At 70.1% G+C, this 16,823-nt stretch carries 17 protein-coding genes; 14 read left to right on the forward strand and 3 right to left on the reverse strand.

The window, feature by feature from the left end; translation table 11 throughout:
* The first annotated feature begins 30 nt into the window (after positions 1–30).
* From BUR99_RS12265 to BUR99_RS12295, 7 genes are all read left to right on the forward strand, one after another.
* On the forward strand, positions 31–789 hold the full coding sequence (locus tag BUR99_RS12265) for an SDR family NAD(P)-dependent oxidoreductase (protein ID WP_074260645.1): 759 nt from the start codon (positions 31–33) through the stop codon (positions 787–789).
* Positions 790–912: 123 nt separating this feature from the next.
* Positions 913–1,659: a TetR/AcrR family transcriptional regulator gene (locus BUR99_RS12270; RefSeq protein ID WP_074260646.1), complete on the forward strand. Its 747-nt coding sequence runs from the start codon at positions 913–915 to the stop codon at positions 1,657–1,659.
* Between the two features lie 49 nt (positions 1,660–1,708).
* Positions 1,709–2,287: a helix-turn-helix domain-containing protein gene (locus BUR99_RS12275; protein WP_074261019.1), complete on the forward strand. Its 579-nt coding sequence runs from the start codon at positions 1,709–1,711 to the stop codon at positions 2,285–2,287.
* Positions 2,288–2,475: 188 nt separating this feature from the next.
* Positions 2,476–3,435 (forward strand): agmatinase, encoded by a 960-nt coding sequence (speB, locus tag BUR99_RS12280; RefSeq protein ID WP_074260647.1) that lies wholly within the window; start codon positions 2,476–2,478, stop codon positions 3,433–3,435.
* A complete protein-coding gene (locus tag BUR99_RS12285) occupies positions 3,428–5,059 on the forward strand; it encodes a thiamine pyrophosphate-binding protein (RefSeq protein WP_074260648.1) in 1,632 nt (543 codons plus the stop codon). The genes speB and BUR99_RS12285 overlap by 8 nt, the downstream gene beginning before the upstream one ends.
* 91 nt (positions 5,060–5,150) lie before the next feature.
* Positions 5,151–6,731 carry a sodium:solute symporter family protein gene (locus tag BUR99_RS12290; RefSeq protein WP_084183959.1) on the forward strand — a complete coding sequence of 527 codons (1,581 nt, stop codon included), beginning with the start codon at positions 5,151–5,153 and terminating at the stop codon, positions 6,729–6,731.
* Positions 6,732–6,908: 177 nt separating this feature from the next.
* Positions 6,909–7,394, forward strand: a complete 486-nt coding sequence (locus BUR99_RS12295) for a hypothetical protein (protein ID WP_143231620.1) — start codon at positions 6,909–6,911, stop codon at positions 7,392–7,394.
* Between the two features lie 113 nt (positions 7,395–7,507).
* Here the strand turns inward: BUR99_RS12295 and BUR99_RS12300 are convergent, their stop codons facing one another.
* Together BUR99_RS12300 and BUR99_RS12305 are read right to left on the reverse strand one after the other, a co-directional pair.
* Positions 7,508–7,948 carry an ArsR/SmtB family transcription factor gene (locus BUR99_RS12300; RefSeq protein ID WP_074260650.1) on the reverse strand — a complete coding sequence of 147 codons (441 nt, stop codon included), beginning with the start codon at positions 7,946–7,948 and terminating at the stop codon, positions 7,508–7,510.
* Positions 7,949–8,039: 91 nt separating this feature from the next.
* Positions 8,040–8,678: a LysE family translocator gene (locus BUR99_RS12305; protein WP_074260651.1), complete on the reverse strand. Its 639-nt coding sequence runs from the start codon at positions 8,676–8,678 to the stop codon at positions 8,040–8,042.
* A 76-nt stretch (positions 8,679–8,754) separates the two neighbouring features.
* On the opposite strand from BUR99_RS12305, the gene BUR99_RS12310 reads away from it, so the two are divergent.
* From BUR99_RS12310 to BUR99_RS12340, 7 genes are all read left to right on the forward strand, one after another.
* A complete protein-coding gene (locus BUR99_RS12310; RefSeq protein WP_074261020.1) occupies positions 8,755–9,879 on the forward strand; it encodes an enoyl-CoA hydratase/isomerase family protein in 1,125 nt (374 codons plus the stop codon).
* Between the two features lie 83 nt (positions 9,880–9,962).
* On the forward strand, positions 9,963–10,628 hold the full coding sequence (locus BUR99_RS12315) for a GntR family transcriptional regulator (protein ID WP_074260652.1): 666 nt from the start codon (positions 9,963–9,965) through the stop codon (positions 10,626–10,628).
* A gap of 31 nt (positions 10,629–10,659) precedes the next feature.
* A complete protein-coding gene (locus tag BUR99_RS12320; protein ID WP_074260653.1) occupies positions 10,660–12,195 on the forward strand; it encodes an MmgE/PrpD family protein in 1,536 nt (511 codons plus the stop codon).
* On the forward strand, positions 12,195–13,106 hold the full coding sequence (gene prpB / locus BUR99_RS12325) for a methylisocitrate lyase (protein WP_074260654.1): 912 nt from the start codon (positions 12,195–12,197) through the stop codon (positions 13,104–13,106). The genes BUR99_RS12320 and prpB overlap by 1 nt, the downstream gene beginning before the upstream one ends.
* A 47-nt stretch (positions 13,107–13,153) precedes the next feature.
* Positions 13,154–14,287: a bifunctional 2-methylcitrate synthase/citrate synthase gene (locus BUR99_RS12330; RefSeq protein WP_074260655.1), complete on the forward strand. Its 1,134-nt coding sequence runs from the start codon at positions 13,154–13,156 to the stop codon at positions 14,285–14,287.
* 4 nt (positions 14,288–14,291) lie between these two features.
* Positions 14,292–14,939 (forward strand): dihydrofolate reductase family protein, encoded by a 648-nt coding sequence (locus BUR99_RS12335; RefSeq protein WP_074260656.1) that lies wholly within the window; start codon positions 14,292–14,294, stop codon positions 14,937–14,939.
* 103 nt (positions 14,940–15,042) lie between these two features.
* On the forward strand, positions 15,043–15,606 hold the full coding sequence (locus tag BUR99_RS12340) for an acyl-CoA thioesterase (RefSeq protein ID WP_074260657.1): 564 nt from the start codon (positions 15,043–15,045) through the stop codon (positions 15,604–15,606).
* 13 nt (positions 15,607–15,619) lie between these two features.
* On the opposite strand, the gene BUR99_RS12345 is transcribed toward BUR99_RS12340, so the two are convergent.
* The gene (locus tag BUR99_RS12345; RefSeq protein ID WP_084183960.1) at positions 15,620–16,729 is read right to left on the reverse strand and encodes an AI-2E family transporter; all 1,110 of its coding nucleotides are present in this window, start codon (positions 16,727–16,729) and stop codon (positions 15,620–15,622) included.
* Positions 16,730–16,823 lie beyond the last annotated feature (94 nt).

Below are 16,823 nucleotides of genomic sequence, written 5' to 3' on the forward strand. Positions count from 1 at the left end.
TAACGCAGACCTCATACGAAGGAGCACTCGATGACCGAAACCGTTGCACGCCGCTTCGACGGCCGCACCGCCATCATCACGGGCGCCGGCTCGGGCATCGGGCGAGCCGCCACCCGCATCCTCGCCGCCGAGGGAGCGACGGTGATCGCCTCCGACATCGCAGCCGACCGGCTGCAGGAGCTCGCGGAGGAGCTGGGCGAGTTCGATGTGCGCATCGTCGCCGGCGACGTGACCCGGGAGCAGACGGTGCGCGAGCTCGTCGACGCCGCGGCGGGCAGGGTCGACATCCTCGCCAACATCGCCGGCATCATGGACGGCGTCCTCCCCGCCGACGAGGTCGACGACGCCACGTGGCAGCGGGTGTTCGACCTCAACGTCACCGCCGTGCTCCGCACGACGCGCGCCGTGGTTCCGCTCATGCGCGAGCGGGGAGCCGGCGCGATCGTCAACATCGCCTCGGAGGCCTCGTTCCGCGGGTCGGTGGGCGGAGCCGCCTACACGGCGTCGAAGCACGCTGTCGCCGGCCTGACGAAGAGCAGCGCGTTCATGTACGGCCCGCAGGGCATCCGCACGAACGCGGTGGCGCCGGGAGCGGTCGTGACGGGCCTCGACGTGTCGTGGCGATCCGAGTACGGCGCCGCCCGCACCGGGCCGGTGCTGCAGGCCACGATGTCGGCGCCCGCCTCCGCCGAGCAGATCGCCGGCACGGTGGCATGGCTCGCGAGCGACGAGGCCGCCAACATCAACGGCGTGATCCTCGCCTCGGACGGCGGCTGGTCCGCGGTCTGATCGTGGCCGGCTGGCCGCTGGCCGCTGGCCGCTGGCCGCTGGCCGCTGGCCGCTGGTCGGGTCGGCGCGTGGCGCGCCCCGGCCGCCCGCATAGGCTGGCTGGATCGAACGGAAGGGGCCGCAGTGGCCGACGACACGGTGGTTCCGGAGCTGCCGAGGGGGATCGCGCTGGCCTGGGGCGCGGTGCCGTCGCCGCAGCGGGGGCCGAAGCGGGAGTTCAGTCTCGCCCAGGTGCTCGATGCCGCCGTCGTACTCGCCGATGCCGACGGCATCGATGCCGTGACGATGCCCGCAGTGGCCAAGGCCCTCGGTCTCACGGCGATGTCGCTCTATCGGTACGTGTCCGCCAAGGACACGCTCCTGCTGCTCCTCCAGGAGCGGGGCATGGGGCTTCCGCCCGGGTCGATCGCCGGGGCCGAGGGCTGGCGTGCCGGGCTCGAGGCGTACGCCGCGGCATCCGGTGCGGTCTATCGACGCCACCCGTGGATGCTGGACATCGCGATCACGGGCATCGCGAGCACGCCGAACAACCTGGCATGGTTCGAGGCCGGACTCGCGGCGCTCGCGGGCACCCCGCTGTCGCGGGAGGAGCGGGTCGCCGTCGTGCTCCAGATCAGCGGCCACGCCAGATTCCGTGCACTCGTCGAGCGCGGCTACGCCGACCGCGCCGACGAGGCGGGGGAGCAGCCCTCGGGCATCATGCTCTCCGAGGCCCGACTGCTCGGCCGGCTGGTCGACGAGGACCGATTCCCCGAACTGCACGCCACGCTCGGCAGCGGCGCGCTCGTCGACGACTCGTTCGACAACTTCGACTTCGGCCTCGCGCGCCTGCTCGACGGCGTCGCCGACTACATCGAATCGGCCGCCTGAGGTCGATCGATCCGGAGGCTCGATTCCGATCGGGTAGCGTGTGAGCATCATGCGCCCGATGCCGCTCGAGCCCAACAGTCGCCGTGTCGCGATCGGCTCCCGCCTGCGTGCGGCCAGGCAGGCGCAGCAGCTCACGATCGACGAGGTCGCCCGCGTCACCGGCCTCACGAAGGGGTTCCTCTCGCGCGTCGAGCGCGACATGACCTCGCCGAGCGTCTCCTCGCTCATCACGCTCTGCGACGTGCTCTCGATCTCGGTCGGCTCGCTGTTCGAGGCGCCCGACGTGCAGTTCGTGCCGGCGGGCACGGGCCCCCGCATCAACCTCGGCGGCGTCGACACCGAAGAGCGGCTGCTCTCGGCGCGCGGCGAGTCCAAGGTGCAGGTGATCCGTTCGGTGATCCAGCCCGGCGGGCACGGCGGCGACGAGCTCTACGCGGTCGCGGCGGAGGTCGACGTGCTGCACGTGCTCTCGGGCACGATGCAGGTGCGGTTCTCCGACCAGGACTGGGAGCTCGGCCCCGGCGACAGCCTGACGTTCAACGGCCATGAACCGCACAGCTGGCGGACTCTCGGCGACGCCGGTGCCGAGGTCATCTGGGTGCTCGCGCCCGCGCTCTGGAGCGCCTGAGGCCGGTTCCCGCGGCTCGCGCGTGACGTGACGCCCGGCTCGTCCATGCGGTGAGCGGATGCCGCGCGCCCGTGACATCCGCTCACGATCCGCTTGACGCGCCCACGCGTCGGCGCTATCTTGTCATCCAGTCCTAGATGCCTAGGAAGAAACAAAAGATTCCCACCAAGCAACAAGGAGGTTGCGAGATGACGCAGCCGATCGGTCCCGTCGACAGCTCCAAGACGCCGCGCTACGCCGGCCCCGCGGGGTTCGCGCGCCTGCCCCGGCTCGACCAGGTCGAGCACGCGGACATCGTCGTGGCGGGTGTGCCGTTCGACAGCGGCGTCTCCTATCGCTCGGGGGCGCGGTTCGGGCCGACGCACATCCGCGAGGCCTCGCGCCTGCTGCGCCCGTACAACCCGGCGCTCGACGTCTCGCCCTTCGAGGTCGCCCAGGTCGCCGACGCCGGCGACATCGCGGTGAACCCCTTCAACATCGGCGAGGCGATCGACTCGATCCAGGCGGCAGCGCTCGAGCTCACCGAGGGCGGCACCCGCCTCGTGACGCTCGGCGGCGACCACACGATCGCGCTCCCGCTGCTCCGTGCAGCGGCCGAGCGGCACGGCCCCGTCGCGCTCCTCCACTTCGATGCCCACCTCGACACGTGGGACACCTACTTCGGCGCCGAGTACACGCACGGCACGCCGTTCCGCCGGGCATTCGAAGAGGGCATCATCGACACCGAGGCGCTCAGCCACGTCGGCACCCGCGGCCCGCTGTACGGCAAGAAGGACCTCGAAGACGACCGGCGCTTCGGCTTCGGCATCGTCACGAGCGCCGACGTCTACCGCCAGGGCGTCGACGAGGTCGTCGCGAAGCTCCGCGACCGCATCGGCGACCGCCCGCTGTACATCTCCATCGACGTCGACGTGATGGACCCGGCGCACGCGCCCGGCACCGGCACCCCCGAGGCCGGCGGCATCACGAGCCGCGAGCTGCTCGAGATCCTGCGCGGCTTCGTCGGCCTGAACCTCATCGGCGCCGACGTCGTCGAGGTCTCGCCGCCCTACGACCACGCCGAGATCACGGGCGTCGCCGCATCGCACCTCGGCTACGACCTCGTGTCGCTCCTCGCACTCCGCCACGAGGCATCCGCTCATGTCTGAGCACGTGCGCAACGGCGGGGACGTCGTCGTCGAGACCCTCGAGGCGCTCGGCGTCTCGCACGTCTTCGGCATCCCGGGCCAGCACGCCCTCGGACTCTTCGATGCGATCCGGCGCAGCGACCTCGAGTTCGTGAGCTCGCGCGTCGAGAACAACTCGGCGTTCGGCGCCGACGGGTACTCGCGAGCCACCGGCGAGGTCGGCGTGCTGTTCCTCTCCACCGGACCCGGCGCGCTTACCGCGCTCGGCGCCCTGCAGGAGGCGTACGCCACGGGCGTGCCGCTGCTCGTCATCACGAGCCAGGTGCCGCGCCGCGGCCTCGGCGGCACCCGCAAGGGCCTGCTGCACCAGCTCGACGACCAGCAGCGCAGCGCGCAGAACGTGACGAAGAGCACGGCCGTCGTCCGCGAGGCCGCGCACATCCCCTCGGCGCTCGCCGATGCATGGGCCCTCGCCCAGGCGGCTCCGGCCGGTCCCACCTGGGTCGAGATCCCCGAGGACGTGCTGCTCGAACCGACGCACGTCCCGCCCGTCCGCTCGGCGGTCACCTCGATCGCCGAGCGGATGCCGCGGGCCGAACTCATCGACGAGGCGGCCGCGCTCCTCGCGGCAGCGCGCATGCCCGTGATCCTCGCGGGCGGCGGGGTGCGCCGCTCCGAGGGCGGCCGTGCTGCGCTGCGCCGTCTCGCCGAGGCGCTCGACGCCCCGGTCGTCTCGACCGTCGGCGGCAAGGGCGCCATCGCCTTCGATCACCCGCTCTCCGCGGCATCCTGGATCGAGGACCGCCACACGACCGCGCTCCTCGAGGAGGCCGACGTGCTGCTCGCCGTCGGCACCTCGATCGGCGAGGTCACGAGCAACTACTTCACGTTCGCGCCGCGCGGCCGGCTCATCCAGGTCGACGCCGAGCCGCGCGTGCTCGAGTCCAACTACCCGGGCCTCGGCGTCCACGCCGACGCCGCGCTCGCACTCTCGGCCATCGCCGATCGGTTGCCGGCCAGGCCTGCGGATGCCCCGGCGCGCGGCGCCGACGTCGCCGCCCGTCTCCGGGTCGACGTCGAGGCGCGTCTCGCCGCACAGGACCTCGGCCCCGAGCTCTCGCTCATGGCCGACCTGCGGGCAGCGGTGCCCACCGACGCCCACACCTTCTGGGACATGACGATCGCCGGCTACTGGGCGTGGTCGGCATGGGACCCGAAGCAGGGCGAGTTCCACTCCGCGCAGGGATCGGGCGGCCTCGGCTTCGCGTTCCCGGCGGCGCTCGCGGCGTCGATCGGCTCCGGTCGTCGCACGCTCGCGGTCTCGGGCGACGGCGGGGCGATGTACTCCATCGCCGAACTCGCCACCGCCCGCCAGCACGACGCTGACGTGACCTGGCTCATCGTCGACGACGGAGGCTACGGCATCCTCCGCGAGTACATGACGGAGGAGTTCGGACAGGCCACCGCCACCGAGCTCGCCCGCCCCGACTTCGCGGCCCTCGCACGCTCATTCGGCGTGACGGCCCACGAGTCGACCCTCGAAGACGTGGGCGCGACCGTCGCCCGCACCTTCGACGAGCCCGGCCCCGCCGTCGTGGTCGTGCCCGCCCTGTTGCGCATGTTCGCGGCGACGCACCTGCACTGACGGTTCCCGGATGGCCCGGCGCCCGCCCGCGGCATCCGACTGATCCACCCGACCCAATACCCGATCGAACCCCGACGCAAAGGATCCAACGATGGATATCGCGATCATCATCATCTACCTGGGAGCGATGCTGCTCTTCGGCTGGTGGGGCAAGAGCCGCACCAAGAACTCGGCCGACTTCCTCGTCGCCGGCCGCCGCCTCGGCCCCGGCCTCTACACCGGCACCATGGCCGCGGTCGTGCTCGGCGGTGCGTCCACCGTCGGCGGCGTGGGCCTCGGCTACAAGTACGGCATCTCGGGCATGTGGCTCGTCGTCTCGATCGCCGTGGGCCTCTTCCTCCTCAGCATCCTGTTCGCCTCGCGAATCCAGAAGCTGAAGGTCTACACCGTCGCCCAGATGCTGAAGCTCCGCTACGGCATGAACGCCACGAGCTCCTCGGGCATCGTGATGATGGCGTACACGCTCATGCTCTCGGTGACCTCGACCATCGCCTACGCGACGATCTTCAACGTGCTCTTCGGCACCGACCGCACGATCTCGGTCATCATCGGCGGCGGCATCGTCATGCTGTACTCCTCGATCGGCGGCATGTGGTCGATCACGCTCACCGACATGGTGCAGTTCGTGCTGAAGACGATCGGCGTGTTCTTCCTGCTCCTGCCGTTCGCGTGGGCGAACGCGGGCGGATACGAGGGCATCGTCGACCGGCTCGGCGCCGCCGCATTCGACCTCGGCGCGATCGGCGTCGACACGATCATCACCTTCTTCGTGATCTACACCTTCGGCATGCTGATCGGCCAGGACATCTGGCAGCGCGTGTTCACCGCGCGCTCGCCGAAGGTCGCCAAGTGGGGCGGCACGGCTGCGGCGGTGTACTGCCTGCTCTACGGCGTCGCCGGTGCCGTCATCGGCATGTCGGCCGCGGCGTTCCTGCCGGGCATCGAGGCGAGCGACGACGTGTACGCCGCGATCACGCAGCAGATCCTGCCGGTGGGCCTCAGCGGCATCGTGCTCGCGGCGGCTGTCGCGGCGATGATGTCGACCGCCTCGGGCGCGCTCATCGCGACCGCGACCGTGGCGCGCGCCGATGTCATGCCGCTCGTCAAGCGGCTCTTCGGTCGCAGCGCAGCGGATGCCGCGGCCAACGCGAACCCCGAGCACGACGTGCGCTCGAACCGCCTGTACGTGATGGTGCTCGGCATCGCCGTGATCATCGTGGCGGCCCTGCTGAACGACGTGGTCGCGGCGCTCACCGTCGCCTACGACATCCTCGTCGGCGGCCTGCTCGTGGCGATCCTCGGCGGATTCGTGTGGAAGCGCGCCACCGGCGCCGGCGCCCTCTGGTCGATGGGCGTGGGAACGGTCGTCACCCTCGGCACGATGGCGATCATGGGCAACGTGCTCGCGAACGAGCCGATCTACTTCGGCCTCGGTGCGAGCCTGCTGGTCTACATCGTGGTCAGTCTGCTCACGCCGAAGACCCCGGCCTCGGTGCTGAAGATCTGGAACGACCGCCTCGCCGGCCGTTACGAGGACGAAGCGGCCGACGCCCACACCCACACCGACGCCGACACCGCGACCGCGACGGATGCCGCCGCGACGGATGCCGCAGCGACGGATGCTGCGGCGCCCGTCGCCGGGTCGGTCGCGACCCGACCCGCGGCCGAGTAGGCGCGCACGGCGGCGGGGCTTCGGCCCCGCCGCTCGAGTGGGCCGCGAGGAGGCCGTATCGAGATCTCGTGGGGGCGGACTCGGTACGGCATCCCCGCGGCCCACTTGATTCCCATCTCCGTCTTTCTCGTCTCTCGGGTATGCCAGTTCCCCCTCAGCGCCTGCATGGATGTCGCCATGCTCGACGAGCGCGGCCATGTACTGACGACCCCTGATCTGATCTGGAACGCTCGCGCTTTCGGATCGCTCACTCTCGTATGCCAGTTCCCCCTCAGCGCCTGCATGGATGTCGCCATGATCGACGAGCGCGGCCATGTACTGACGACCCTTGATCTGATCTGGAACGCTCGCGCTTTCGGATCGCTCACTCTCGTATGCCAGTTCCCCCTCAGCGCCTGCATGGATGTCGCCATGATCGACGAGCGCGGCCATGTACTGACGACCCTTGATCTGATCTGGAACGCTCGCGCTTTCGGATCGCTCACTCTCGTATGCCAGTTCCTCCTCAGCGCCTGCATGGATGTCGCCATGATCGACGAGCGCGGCCATGTACTGACGACCCTTGATCTGATCTGGAACGGTCGCGCTTTCGGATCGCTCACTCTCGTATGCCAGTTCCCCCTCAGCGATGAGGGGGAACTGGCATATCTGATTGGAGCGTGACAGGGGTCGCAGGGGACGTGGCGGAGGGGCGGCGCGGCCAGCGGCGGCGGTGCGAGGGGCGGCGTGGCCAGCGGCGGCGTGGTCAGCGTGAGTGGCCGTGCTCTCGGTCGAGATCAGTCGACATCCTCAGCCGAAGGCGGGTCGTCGTGCCAGCCGTGCCGGCGGCCGCGCTGCCCGCGACGGCCGGCGCGGTGGGCGTGCGGTTCACGCGCCCGAGGCGTCGGCCGCGCGGGAAACTGCGGGGCGCGACGAACGCCGGTGCCGTAGCGCTGCTCCCAGAGGGTGAAGAGCTCGCCCACGGCGTCATCGAGGCGTTCGAGGTACTCGCCGTTCACGACGTAGAGCCGTGACTGCGGCAGGCCCCGGTCGGGTGCGACGCTGACGACGTCCTCGTCTCGCAGGATCCGCAGATGATGGGACACGGCCGAGCGGGAGATCGAGAACTCCAGCGCGATGACGTCGTTCAGGATGCCAACCGGGTGCTCGCCGACGGCGAGCACTTCGATGATCCTCCGGCGTACCGGCTCGGCGACGATCTCGAACGGATGCATCATCGCGGCAGCGTACCGAGCGGAAGGCGCGCGGCGACGTCCCTGTCCACAGGTGCGTCACGTCAGGCGCCGGTGGCGGACGCGACGAGCAGGCTCAGTGCTTGTTGCCGCTGAGCGCGAGCACCCCGCCGAGGCCGATCATCATCACGCCGCCGGTGGCGGAGAGGTGCTCGAGCCGCTTGGGGGAGCGGGCGAACCATCCGCGCGCGGCGCTCGCAGCGAGTGCCCACACCGAGTCGCAGAGCAGGGCGAGCACGATGAACACGACGCCGAGCTCGAAGAGCTGCAACGGGATCGACCCCGCCGAGAACGACACGAACTGCGGCAGCACGGCGACGAAGAACGCGATCGTCTTGGGGTTCGTGACGCCGACGACGAACCCCTCGCCGAGCTGACGCCAGTGCGAACGCGGCGCGGCCTTGCGATCGACGGATGCCGCGGCATCCGCTCGGTGCCTGATGGCCTGCACCCCGAGGTAGACGAGGTAGGCCGCGCCCGCGAACTTGATGATCGTGAAGAGCACGACCGACTGGGCGACGATCGCGCCGACGCCGAGCGCGACGGCGGCGACGAGCGGCACCATGCCGAGTGCGTTGCCGACCACGCTGAGGAGCCCGCCCAGCCGCCCGAGCGCGAGCGAACGCCCGATCACGAACAGCACGCTCGGGCCGGGGATCACGATGAGCACGACCGATGCGACGACGAACGCCCAGAGGTTCTCCATGGGGACCATCTCCGCATGCTACCTGCACGCGCAGGTACGCGTTCCCCGAGCCCGGAACCCACGCGATGCCGATACGGTGGCACTCGTGAGCGACCACATCTCCGCGAGCGTCGCCGACGGTGTCGGCCACGTCACGCTCGACCGTCCGCAGGCGTTGAACGCCCTGAGCTACGAGATGATCGTCGAGCTCACCGCGATCTTCGAGCTCTGGCGGAACGACTCCGAGGTCGGCGTCGTCGTGCTCGACGGTGCGGGGGAGCGCGGCTTCTGCGCGGGCGGCGACATCCGCGAGCTCTACACGTACGCCTCGAACGACGACCATGCCGAGGCCCGGCAGTTCTTCCGCGAGGAGTACCGGCTCGACGCGATGATCGCGCGGTACCCGAAGCCCGTCGTCGCGATCATGGACGGCATCACCATGGGCGGCGGTATCGGCCTCGCCGGCCACGCCTCGATCCGCATCGTCACCGAGCGCTCGCGCATCGCGATGCCCGAGACCCGCATCGGCTTCACTCCGGATGTCGGCGGCAGCTGGCTGCTCGCGAAGGCGCCGGGCGAGCTCGGCGTGCACCTCGCGCTGAACTCCCGCACGATGGACGCGGCCGACGCGATGCACGTCGGCTTCGCCGACTCGTTCGTGCCCTCCGAGCGGCTGCCGCACGTCATCCAGGCGCTCGCCGAGCGGGCCGACCCCGGCAGTCCCGCCGAGATCGTCATGCTCTTCGACGAGACACCGGGGCCGTCGGCGCTCGCCCTCGCCCGCGACTGGGTCGACGCCTGCTACTCGGCGCCGACCGTCGCCGAGATCATCGAGCGTCTGCGCGCCTTCAGCGAAGGCCGAGCGACCGCGTCCGCAGCGAGCGGCACGTCGAGCGCGTTCCCGCAGCATCCGCTCGACCCCGGCGCGACCGCCTACGCGGCGGCGGCCGCCGACGAGCTCGAGACCCTCTCGCCGACCGCGCTCACGGTGACGCTCGAAGCGGTGCGCCGTGCTCGCACGCTGCCGAGCCTCGAAGCCGCCCTCGAGCAGGAGTTCCGTCTCGTCTCGTGGTTCATCGAGCAGCACGACCTGCGCGAGGGCATCCGGGCGCAGGTCATCGACAAGGACCGCAACCCGCGCTGGAACCCGTCGACCCTCGCCGAGGTCGATCCCGGCCTCCCGGCCCGGGTGATCGACGACGCACGCTTCGAACCGGTCTGGCCCGCGTAGCGTTTGTATACACCAAGCGCAAACTGAGCGAGAGTTTGCATCGCACCCTGCCGCAGCGTATACATAAGTGGGGAGGGTTGCACATGAGAGCCAGCGAACGCGCGTATCGGGAGCTCCGCGAGGAGATCCTCGACGGCGTGCTCGCACCGGGCACCGCGCTCGCCGAGGTCGAACAGGCGAACCGGCTCGGCGTCTCCCGCACCCCGGTGCGCGAGGCCCTCGCCCGCCTCGAGGCCGACGGTCTCGCGACCGCAGCCTCCGCCCGGGTGCTGCAGGTGAGCGAGCTCTCGCCCGCGAGCATCATCGCGCTCTACGAACTGCGCGAGGCGCTCGAGGAGCAGGCGGCCCGGCTCGCGGCGACCCGGCGCGACCCGGCGCGGTTCACCGGGCTCCATGACCGGCTCGCCGCAGCGCCCGAGCTGCTCGACGGCGGCGACGACGGCCTGCGCGCCTACTACGACACCGTCGACGCGCTCGACGAGGAGATCGACGCGGCGACCGCCAACCCGATGCTCGTCGCGGCGCTCCGCAGCGCGCGCCTGCACTCCGCCCGGGTGCGGCGGCTCGCCCGTCACAATCCCGTGCGGCTCCGCGCCGCGGCATCCGAGCACCTCCTGATCGTCGAGGCGATCATCGCCGGCGACGCCTCGCTCGCCGCCCACGCCAGCCACGTGCACCTGCACATGAGTCTTCGTCACGCACTCGCATCCATCGAGTCTCGTCAGCCCGACGGGCACCGCGTAGCCTGACCGATGGAACCGTTCTGAAAGGGCCGCCAACATGCACCTCCACCACCTCCGCACGCACCGCAGCGACGAGAACCTCGCCCGCGAGGGCCAGCTCGCCTGGAAGCTCGCGAGCGTCGCGACCGACCCGGTCGAGCTCGACGACGACGTCGTCGACATGGTGGTGAACCGCGTGATCGACAACGCGGCCGTCGCGGCCGCCTCGATCGCCCGCGGTCCCGTCGTCTCGGCGCGCAGCCAGGCGCTCGCGCACCCGGTCTCGATCGGCGGAGACGGCGCCACGGTCTTCGGCGCGGATGCCGCGCGCCGCACCTCGCCCGAGTGGGCCGCGTGGGCCAACGGAGTCGCCGTGCGCGAACTCGACTTCCACGACACCTTCCTCGCGGCCGAGTACTCGCACCCCGGCGACAACATCCCGCCGATCGTCGCCGTCGCCCAGCACCTCGCCGCGAACCGCGGCCTCACCGGTCGCGACGTCGTGCGCGGCATCGCGACGGGCTACGAGATCCAGATCGACCTCGTGAAGGCGATCTCGCTCCACAAGCACAAGATCGACCACGTCGCCCACCTCGGCCCCTCGGCCGCAGCCGGCATCGGCACTCTGCTCGGCCTCGATCAGGAGACGATCTTCCAGGCCATCGGCCAGGCCCTGCACACGACCACGGCCACCCGGCAGTCCCGCAAGGGCGAGATCTCGACGTGGAAGGCGCACGCCCCCGCGTTCGCCGGCAAGATGGCCGTCGAGGCGGTCGACCGGGCGATGCGCGGCCAGACGAGCCCCGTGCCGATCTACGAGGGCGAAGACGGCGTCATCGCGTGGCTCCTCGACGGGCCGGATGCCTCGTACGAGGTGCCGCTGCCCGAGGTGGGGGAGGCCAAGCGCGCCATCCTCGACTCGTACACGAAGGAGCACTCGGCCGAGTACCAGGCGCAGGCCTGGATCGACCTCGCCCGCAAGCTGCACGACGAGTACCCGCTGATCCTCGACGCGTCGCACATCGAGTCGATCACCCTGCACACCTCGCACCACACGCACTACGTGATCGGTTCGGGTGCGAACGACCCGCAGAAGTACGACCCGGATGCCTCGCGCGAGACGCTCGACCACTCGATTCCGTACATCTTCACCGTCGCCCTGCAGGACGGCTCGTGGGATCACGCCGAGTCGTACTCGCCCGAGCGCGCCCACCGCCCCGACACCGTCGAGCTGTGGAAGAAGGTCACGACCGTCGAAGACGAGGAGTGGACCCGCCGCTACCACTCGAACGACATCGCAGAGAAGGCCTTCGGAGGCCGCGTCGTCATCAAGCTCGCCGACGGCGGCGAGATCGTCGACGAGATCGCCGTGGCCGACGCCCACCCGCTCGGCGCCCGGCCGTTCGCCCGCGAGCAGTACGTGCAGAAGTTCCGCACGCTCGCCGAGTGGGCGCTCACGCCCGACGAGATCGAGCGCTTCCTCGACGTCGCGCAGCGCCTGCCCGAGCTCGGCCCCGACGAGCTCGGCGGCCTCACCTTCAACGTGGCACCCGGCGCCCTCGTCGGTGTCGAGATCCCCGAGGGGCTGTTCTGATGCTGTACTCGACGACCACGCCCGCCGAGAAGCGCCGCCTCTTCCGCGAGCGGCTCGCGACCGGCGAGATCATGCGCTTTCCCGGGGCGTTCAACCCGCTCTCGGCGCGGCTCATCGAGCAGAAGGGCTTCGAGGGCGTCTACATCTCGGGTGCCGTGCTCTCGGCCGACCTCGGCCTGCCCGACATCGGCCTCACGACGCTCACCGAGGTCGCGGGTCGCGGCAAGCAGATCGCCCGCATGACGGAGCTGCCGGCGATCATCGACGCCGACACCGGGTTCGGTGAGCCGATGAACGTCGCCCGCACCGTGCAGGAGATGGAGGACGCCGGTCTCGCCGGTCTCCACATCGAGGACCAGGTCAACCCGAAGCGGTGCGGACACCTCGACGGCAAGCAGGTGGTCGACGAGTCGACCGCGCTGCAGCGTATCCGCGCGGCGGTCGACGCCCGCCGCGACCCGAACTTCCTCGTCATGGCCCGCACCGACATCGCCGCGGTCGACGGACTCGCGGCGGCGGTCGATCGCGCGAAGGCGCTCGTCGACGCCGGCGCCGACGCGATCTTCCCCGAGGCGATGCGCTCGCTCGCCGAGTTCGAGGCGGTTCGCGCCGCGGTCGACGTGCCCCTGCTCGCGAACATGACCGAGTTCGGCAAGAGCGAGCTCTTCACCGTGCAGCAGCTCGCCGATGTCGGCATGAACCTCGTCATCTGGCCGGTGTCGCTGCTGCGCCTCGCGATGGGCTCCGCGGTGCGCGGTCTCGACGAGATCGAGGCGACGGGCTCGCTCGTCGGCAAGCTCGACGAGATGCAGCACCGTGCCGATCTCTACGAACTCATCGACTACGAGGGCTACAACCGGTTCGATACGGGTATCTTCAACTTCACGGTCACCAAGACGCCGATCGCGTAGGCGCGCCAGCGCCGCATCGAGATCACGCCAACGCAAGGGAGCACACATTGGCTGAGCAGGAGATCTACAAGGGCCTGGCCGGCGTGCCGGTCGACTACACCGCGATCTCGAAGGTGAACCCCGAGTCGAACTCGCTGCTCTACCGCGGATACCCGGTGCAGGAGCTCGCGGCCTCCGCGACGTTCGAGGAGGTCGCGTACCTGCTCTGGTACGGCGAGCTGCCGGATGACGCGCAGCTGGCCGACTTCGAGGAGCGCGAGCGCTCGCTCCGCGGCCTCGACCACGAGGTCAAGCGCATCATCGATGAGCTGCCGCTCACCGCGCACCCGATGGACGTCGTGCGCACCGCCGTCTCGGTGATCGGCGCGAGCGACCCGGCGACCCCCGACGACAGCCTCGAGGCGAACCTCGACAAGTCGATCCGCCTGCTCGCGAAGCTGCCGTCGATCGTCTCCTACGACCAGCGGCGCCGTCACGAGCTCGAGTTCGTCGAGCCGCGGGGCGACCTCGGCTTCTCGGCGAACTTCCTCTGGCAGACGTTCGGCGACCTGCCCGAGCTGCCCGTCGTGAGCGCGTTCGACGTGTCGATGATCCTCTACGCCGAGCACTCGTTCAACGCCTCGACGTTCACCGCGCGGGTCATCACCTCGACGCTGGCCGACCTCTACTCGGCGGTGACGGGGGCGATCGGCGCGCTGAAGGGCCCGCTGCACGGCGGCGCGAACGAGGCCGTCATGCACGCCTTCGACGAGATCGGGGCGGGCCCCGGCGGCGCCGAGCGGGCCGCGGCCTGGCTCGACGCCGCGCTCGCCGAGAAGCGCAAGATCATGGGCTTCGGCCACCGCGTCTACAAGAACGGCGACTCTCGGGTGCCGACGATGCGCGACGCGATGGAGCGCATGGTCGAGTACTACGACCGGCCCGACCTGCTCGAGCTGTACGTCGGCCTCGAGCAGGCGATGGCCGAGCGCAAGGGCATCAAGCCGAACCTCGACTACCCGGCCGGCCCGGCCTACCACCTGATGGGCTTCGACACCCTGACCTTCACGCCGTTGTTCGTCGCGAGCCGCATCACCGGCTGGACGGCCCACATCATGGAGCAGGCGGCGTCGAACGCGCTCATCCGGCCGCTGTCGGTCTACAACGGCGTCGACGAGCGGCACGTGCCCGTGAAGGGGTGACCCGATGACCCACGTCTTCCTCGAGATGACGATGACCGTCGACGGATTCACCGCGGCGGTGGGCGTGAGTCTCGAGCATCCGTTCGGGCTCGACGGGGAGCGCGTGCACTCGTGGATGCGCGACTCGGTGTTCACCGGGTCGCCGCCCGGCGACGACGACCGCGACGGTGTCATCGACGACACCGGCGAAGAGGTCGATCGCGACGCCGTCTCGCAGCTCTACGAGTCGACCGGCGCATTCGTGCTCGGCCGGCGCACGCTCGATGTCCGGGAGGCCGTCTGGGGCGACGAGCCGGTGTTCCAGGGGCGTCCGTGCTTCGTCGTCACGAGTCGACCTCACGAGCCGTACGTGCGCGGCGGCTCGCGCTACGAGTTCGTCACCGGCGGGGTCGCCGAAGCGATCGCCCGTGCCAGCGCGGCCGCGAGCGCGGCATCCGTCTGCGTCATCGGCGGTGCGGATGTCGCGAGGCAGGCGCTCGCCCTCGGACTCGTCGACGAGGCGCTGCTCCACATCGTGCCGGTGCTCCTCGGCGGCGGCGACCGGCTCTTTCCCGACTCGGCTCCGAACCGGGTGGAGCTCGAGCCGGTCTCCGCGGTCCAGGGTGCACGGGCGACGCACCTGCGCTACCGGTTGCCGACCGTCCGCGGGTAGTCGTCGCGGGCTCGCACAACCGGAGCCGCGGCATCCGTCGTTCGGCTGTGGCTTCCGCCAATGTCGGATGATCCACCACGAAACCGTCATACAGTCGTGGATCATGCACATGTTCTTCCGCACCCTGCTCCACGTGCTGTTCCTCTCGCGCCGCAAGCCCGACCTCGGCCACTGGGACGTCGCACGCACGAACTTCATCACCCTGCCGACCGACCTCGACATCAACCGGCACATGAACAACGGCGTCTACTTCTCGATCATGGATGTCGCCCGCTTCGACATGCTCGTGCGCAACGGCGTCTGGGCGATGATGCGCGAGAAGAACTGGTACCCCGTCGTAGCGAGCGAGACGGTCACCTTCCGCAAGTCGTTGCAGCTGTGGGACCGCTTCACGATCGAGTCCCGCCTCGTCGGCCACGACGACAAGGCGGTCTACGTGGAGCACCGCTACGTGCGGCCCGGCGCCGACGGCGAGCCCGAGATCTACGCGCAGGGCTTCATCCGCGCGCGCTTCCTCAAGAAGCGCGGCGGCACGGTGCCGATGGCCGAGATCGTCGAGGCGCTCGGCGTCTCGAGCACCGACGAGATCCCCGGCTGGATGGAGCGGTGGGGCACGGATGTCGCACTGCCCGCAACGCGCGCGGCGGCTCCGTCGGTCTGGAACTGACGAGACGCCGGGGCTAGCTCAGCGCCTTCCTCGGCACGACGACCTCCTTGATGATGAGCAGGATGCCGGCGGCGACGGGAATCGCGACGAGCGCGCCCGGCAGCCCGCCGAGCGTGCCGCCCGCGAGGGCGGCGATCAGCACGATCGAACCGGGCACCTGCACGGCCTTGCTCATGACCTTCGGCGTGAGGACGTACGCCTCGACCTGCATGTAGACGAGCATCGCGATGAGCACGATGAGCGCCGCCACCGGCGAGACGAACAGGGCGATCACGGTCATGACCGCGGTGGTCAGCACGGTGCCGATGAGCGGGATGAGCGTGATGAAGAACGCGGCCACCGCGATCACGAGTGCGAACGGCACCCCCACGAGCAGCAGCAGGATGAAGCTGTAGACCGCGTTGAAGAACGCGAGCACCACCATGCCGCTGAGGTAGCGGCCGACGTTCTGCATGATGCGCTCGGCGTAGCCGACGACGCGCTCGCGGTGCGACGCCGAGATCAGCGTGTAGATCGCCCGCTTCGAGGAGTCGAGGGTCGCGGTGAAGTAGATCGTCAGGATGAAGATGAAGAACGCGCTCGAGAGGCCGCCGAGGATCGCGAAGCCGACGTTCAGGGCGCCGCCGCCGATGGTCGCCCAGAAGTTCGGGTCGCTGATGGTGTCGACGACCCACTTGTAGACCGAGCCGAGCACCCCGCCCGAACCCGCCTGCACGTCCTGGAACCAGTCCTGCGTCTGCAGGTTCTTGTACATGGCGGGAAGGCTGTTGATGAACGCGGTCGCCTGGCTGATGACGATGGGGAGCACGAGCCAGAGCATCCCGGCGATCACGAGGACGAACAGGATGATGACCGTGACGATGGCCGCACCGCGCTTCAGGCCCCGGCGCTCGAACCAGCGCACGAGCGGGTCGAGCCCGAGCGTGATGAACGCGGCGGCGAGCACCGAGAAGACGACACTCGAGATGCTCGCGAACGCGGCGGCGATGCCGAGCGCGACCACGACGCCGAGGGTCGCGACGAACGCCCACTGGAACGGCTTGTCGGCCATCAGGTTCGCGTGGCGTGCACGCCAGCCGGACGGTTCCGTGTTCTCGCGGGCTTGACGCTCGATGCTCTTCACGGCGTCAGTCTAGAGGCGGCCGGTCGCGGCACAGGGGAGCGCGCCGCGTCGCCCGTCAGCACGACGTCAGTCTCGGGCTGGAGCGCGTCGGGTG

Origin of the sequence: Agromyces cerinus subsp. cerinus (assembly GCF_900142065.1) — a bacterium.
Classification (GTDB): Bacteria; Actinomycetota; Actinomycetes; order Actinomycetales; family Microbacteriaceae; genus Agromyces; species Agromyces cerinus.

Coding starts and splice junctions, on each gene's coding strand:
- prpB (WP_074260654.1), top strand. CDS start 12,195: ATGCTGTACTCGACGACCACGCCCGCCGAGAAGCGCCGCCTCTTCCGC.
- BUR99_RS12305 (WP_074260651.1), bottom strand. CDS start 8,678: ATGGTCCCCATGGAGAACCTCTGGGCGTTCGTCGTCGCATCGGTCGTG.
- BUR99_RS12275 (WP_074261019.1), top strand. CDS start 1,709: ATGCGCCCGATGCCGCTCGAGCCCAACAGTCGCCGTGTCGCGATCGGC.
- BUR99_RS12340 (WP_074260657.1), top strand. CDS start 15,043: ATGCACATGTTCTTCCGCACCCTGCTCCACGTGCTGTTCCTCTCGCGC.
- speB (WP_074260647.1), top strand. CDS start 2,476: ATGACGCAGCCGATCGGTCCCGTCGACAGCTCCAAGACGCCGCGCTAC.
- BUR99_RS12300 (WP_074260650.1), bottom strand. CDS start 7,948: ATGATGCATCCGTTCGAGATCGTCGCCGAGCCGGTACGCCGGAGGATC.
- BUR99_RS12290 (WP_084183959.1), top strand. CDS start 5,151: ATGGATATCGCGATCATCATCATCTACCTGGGAGCGATGCTGCTCTTC.
- BUR99_RS12335 (WP_074260656.1), top strand. CDS start 14,292: ATGACCCACGTCTTCCTCGAGATGACGATGACCGTCGACGGATTCACC.
- BUR99_RS12315 (WP_074260652.1), top strand. CDS start 9,963: ATGAGAGCCAGCGAACGCGCGTATCGGGAGCTCCGCGAGGAGATCCTC.
- BUR99_RS12285 (WP_074260648.1), top strand. CDS start 3,428: ATGTCTGAGCACGTGCGCAACGGCGGGGACGTCGTCGTCGAGACCCTC.
- BUR99_RS12265 (WP_074260645.1), top strand. CDS start 31: ATGACCGAAACCGTTGCACGCCGCTTCGACGGCCGCACCGCCATCATC.
- BUR99_RS12320 (WP_074260653.1), top strand. CDS start 10,660: ATGCACCTCCACCACCTCCGCACGCACCGCAGCGACGAGAACCTCGCC.
- BUR99_RS12295 (WP_143231620.1), top strand. CDS start 6,909: ATGCTCGACGAGCGCGGCCATGTACTGACGACCCCTGATCTGATCTGG.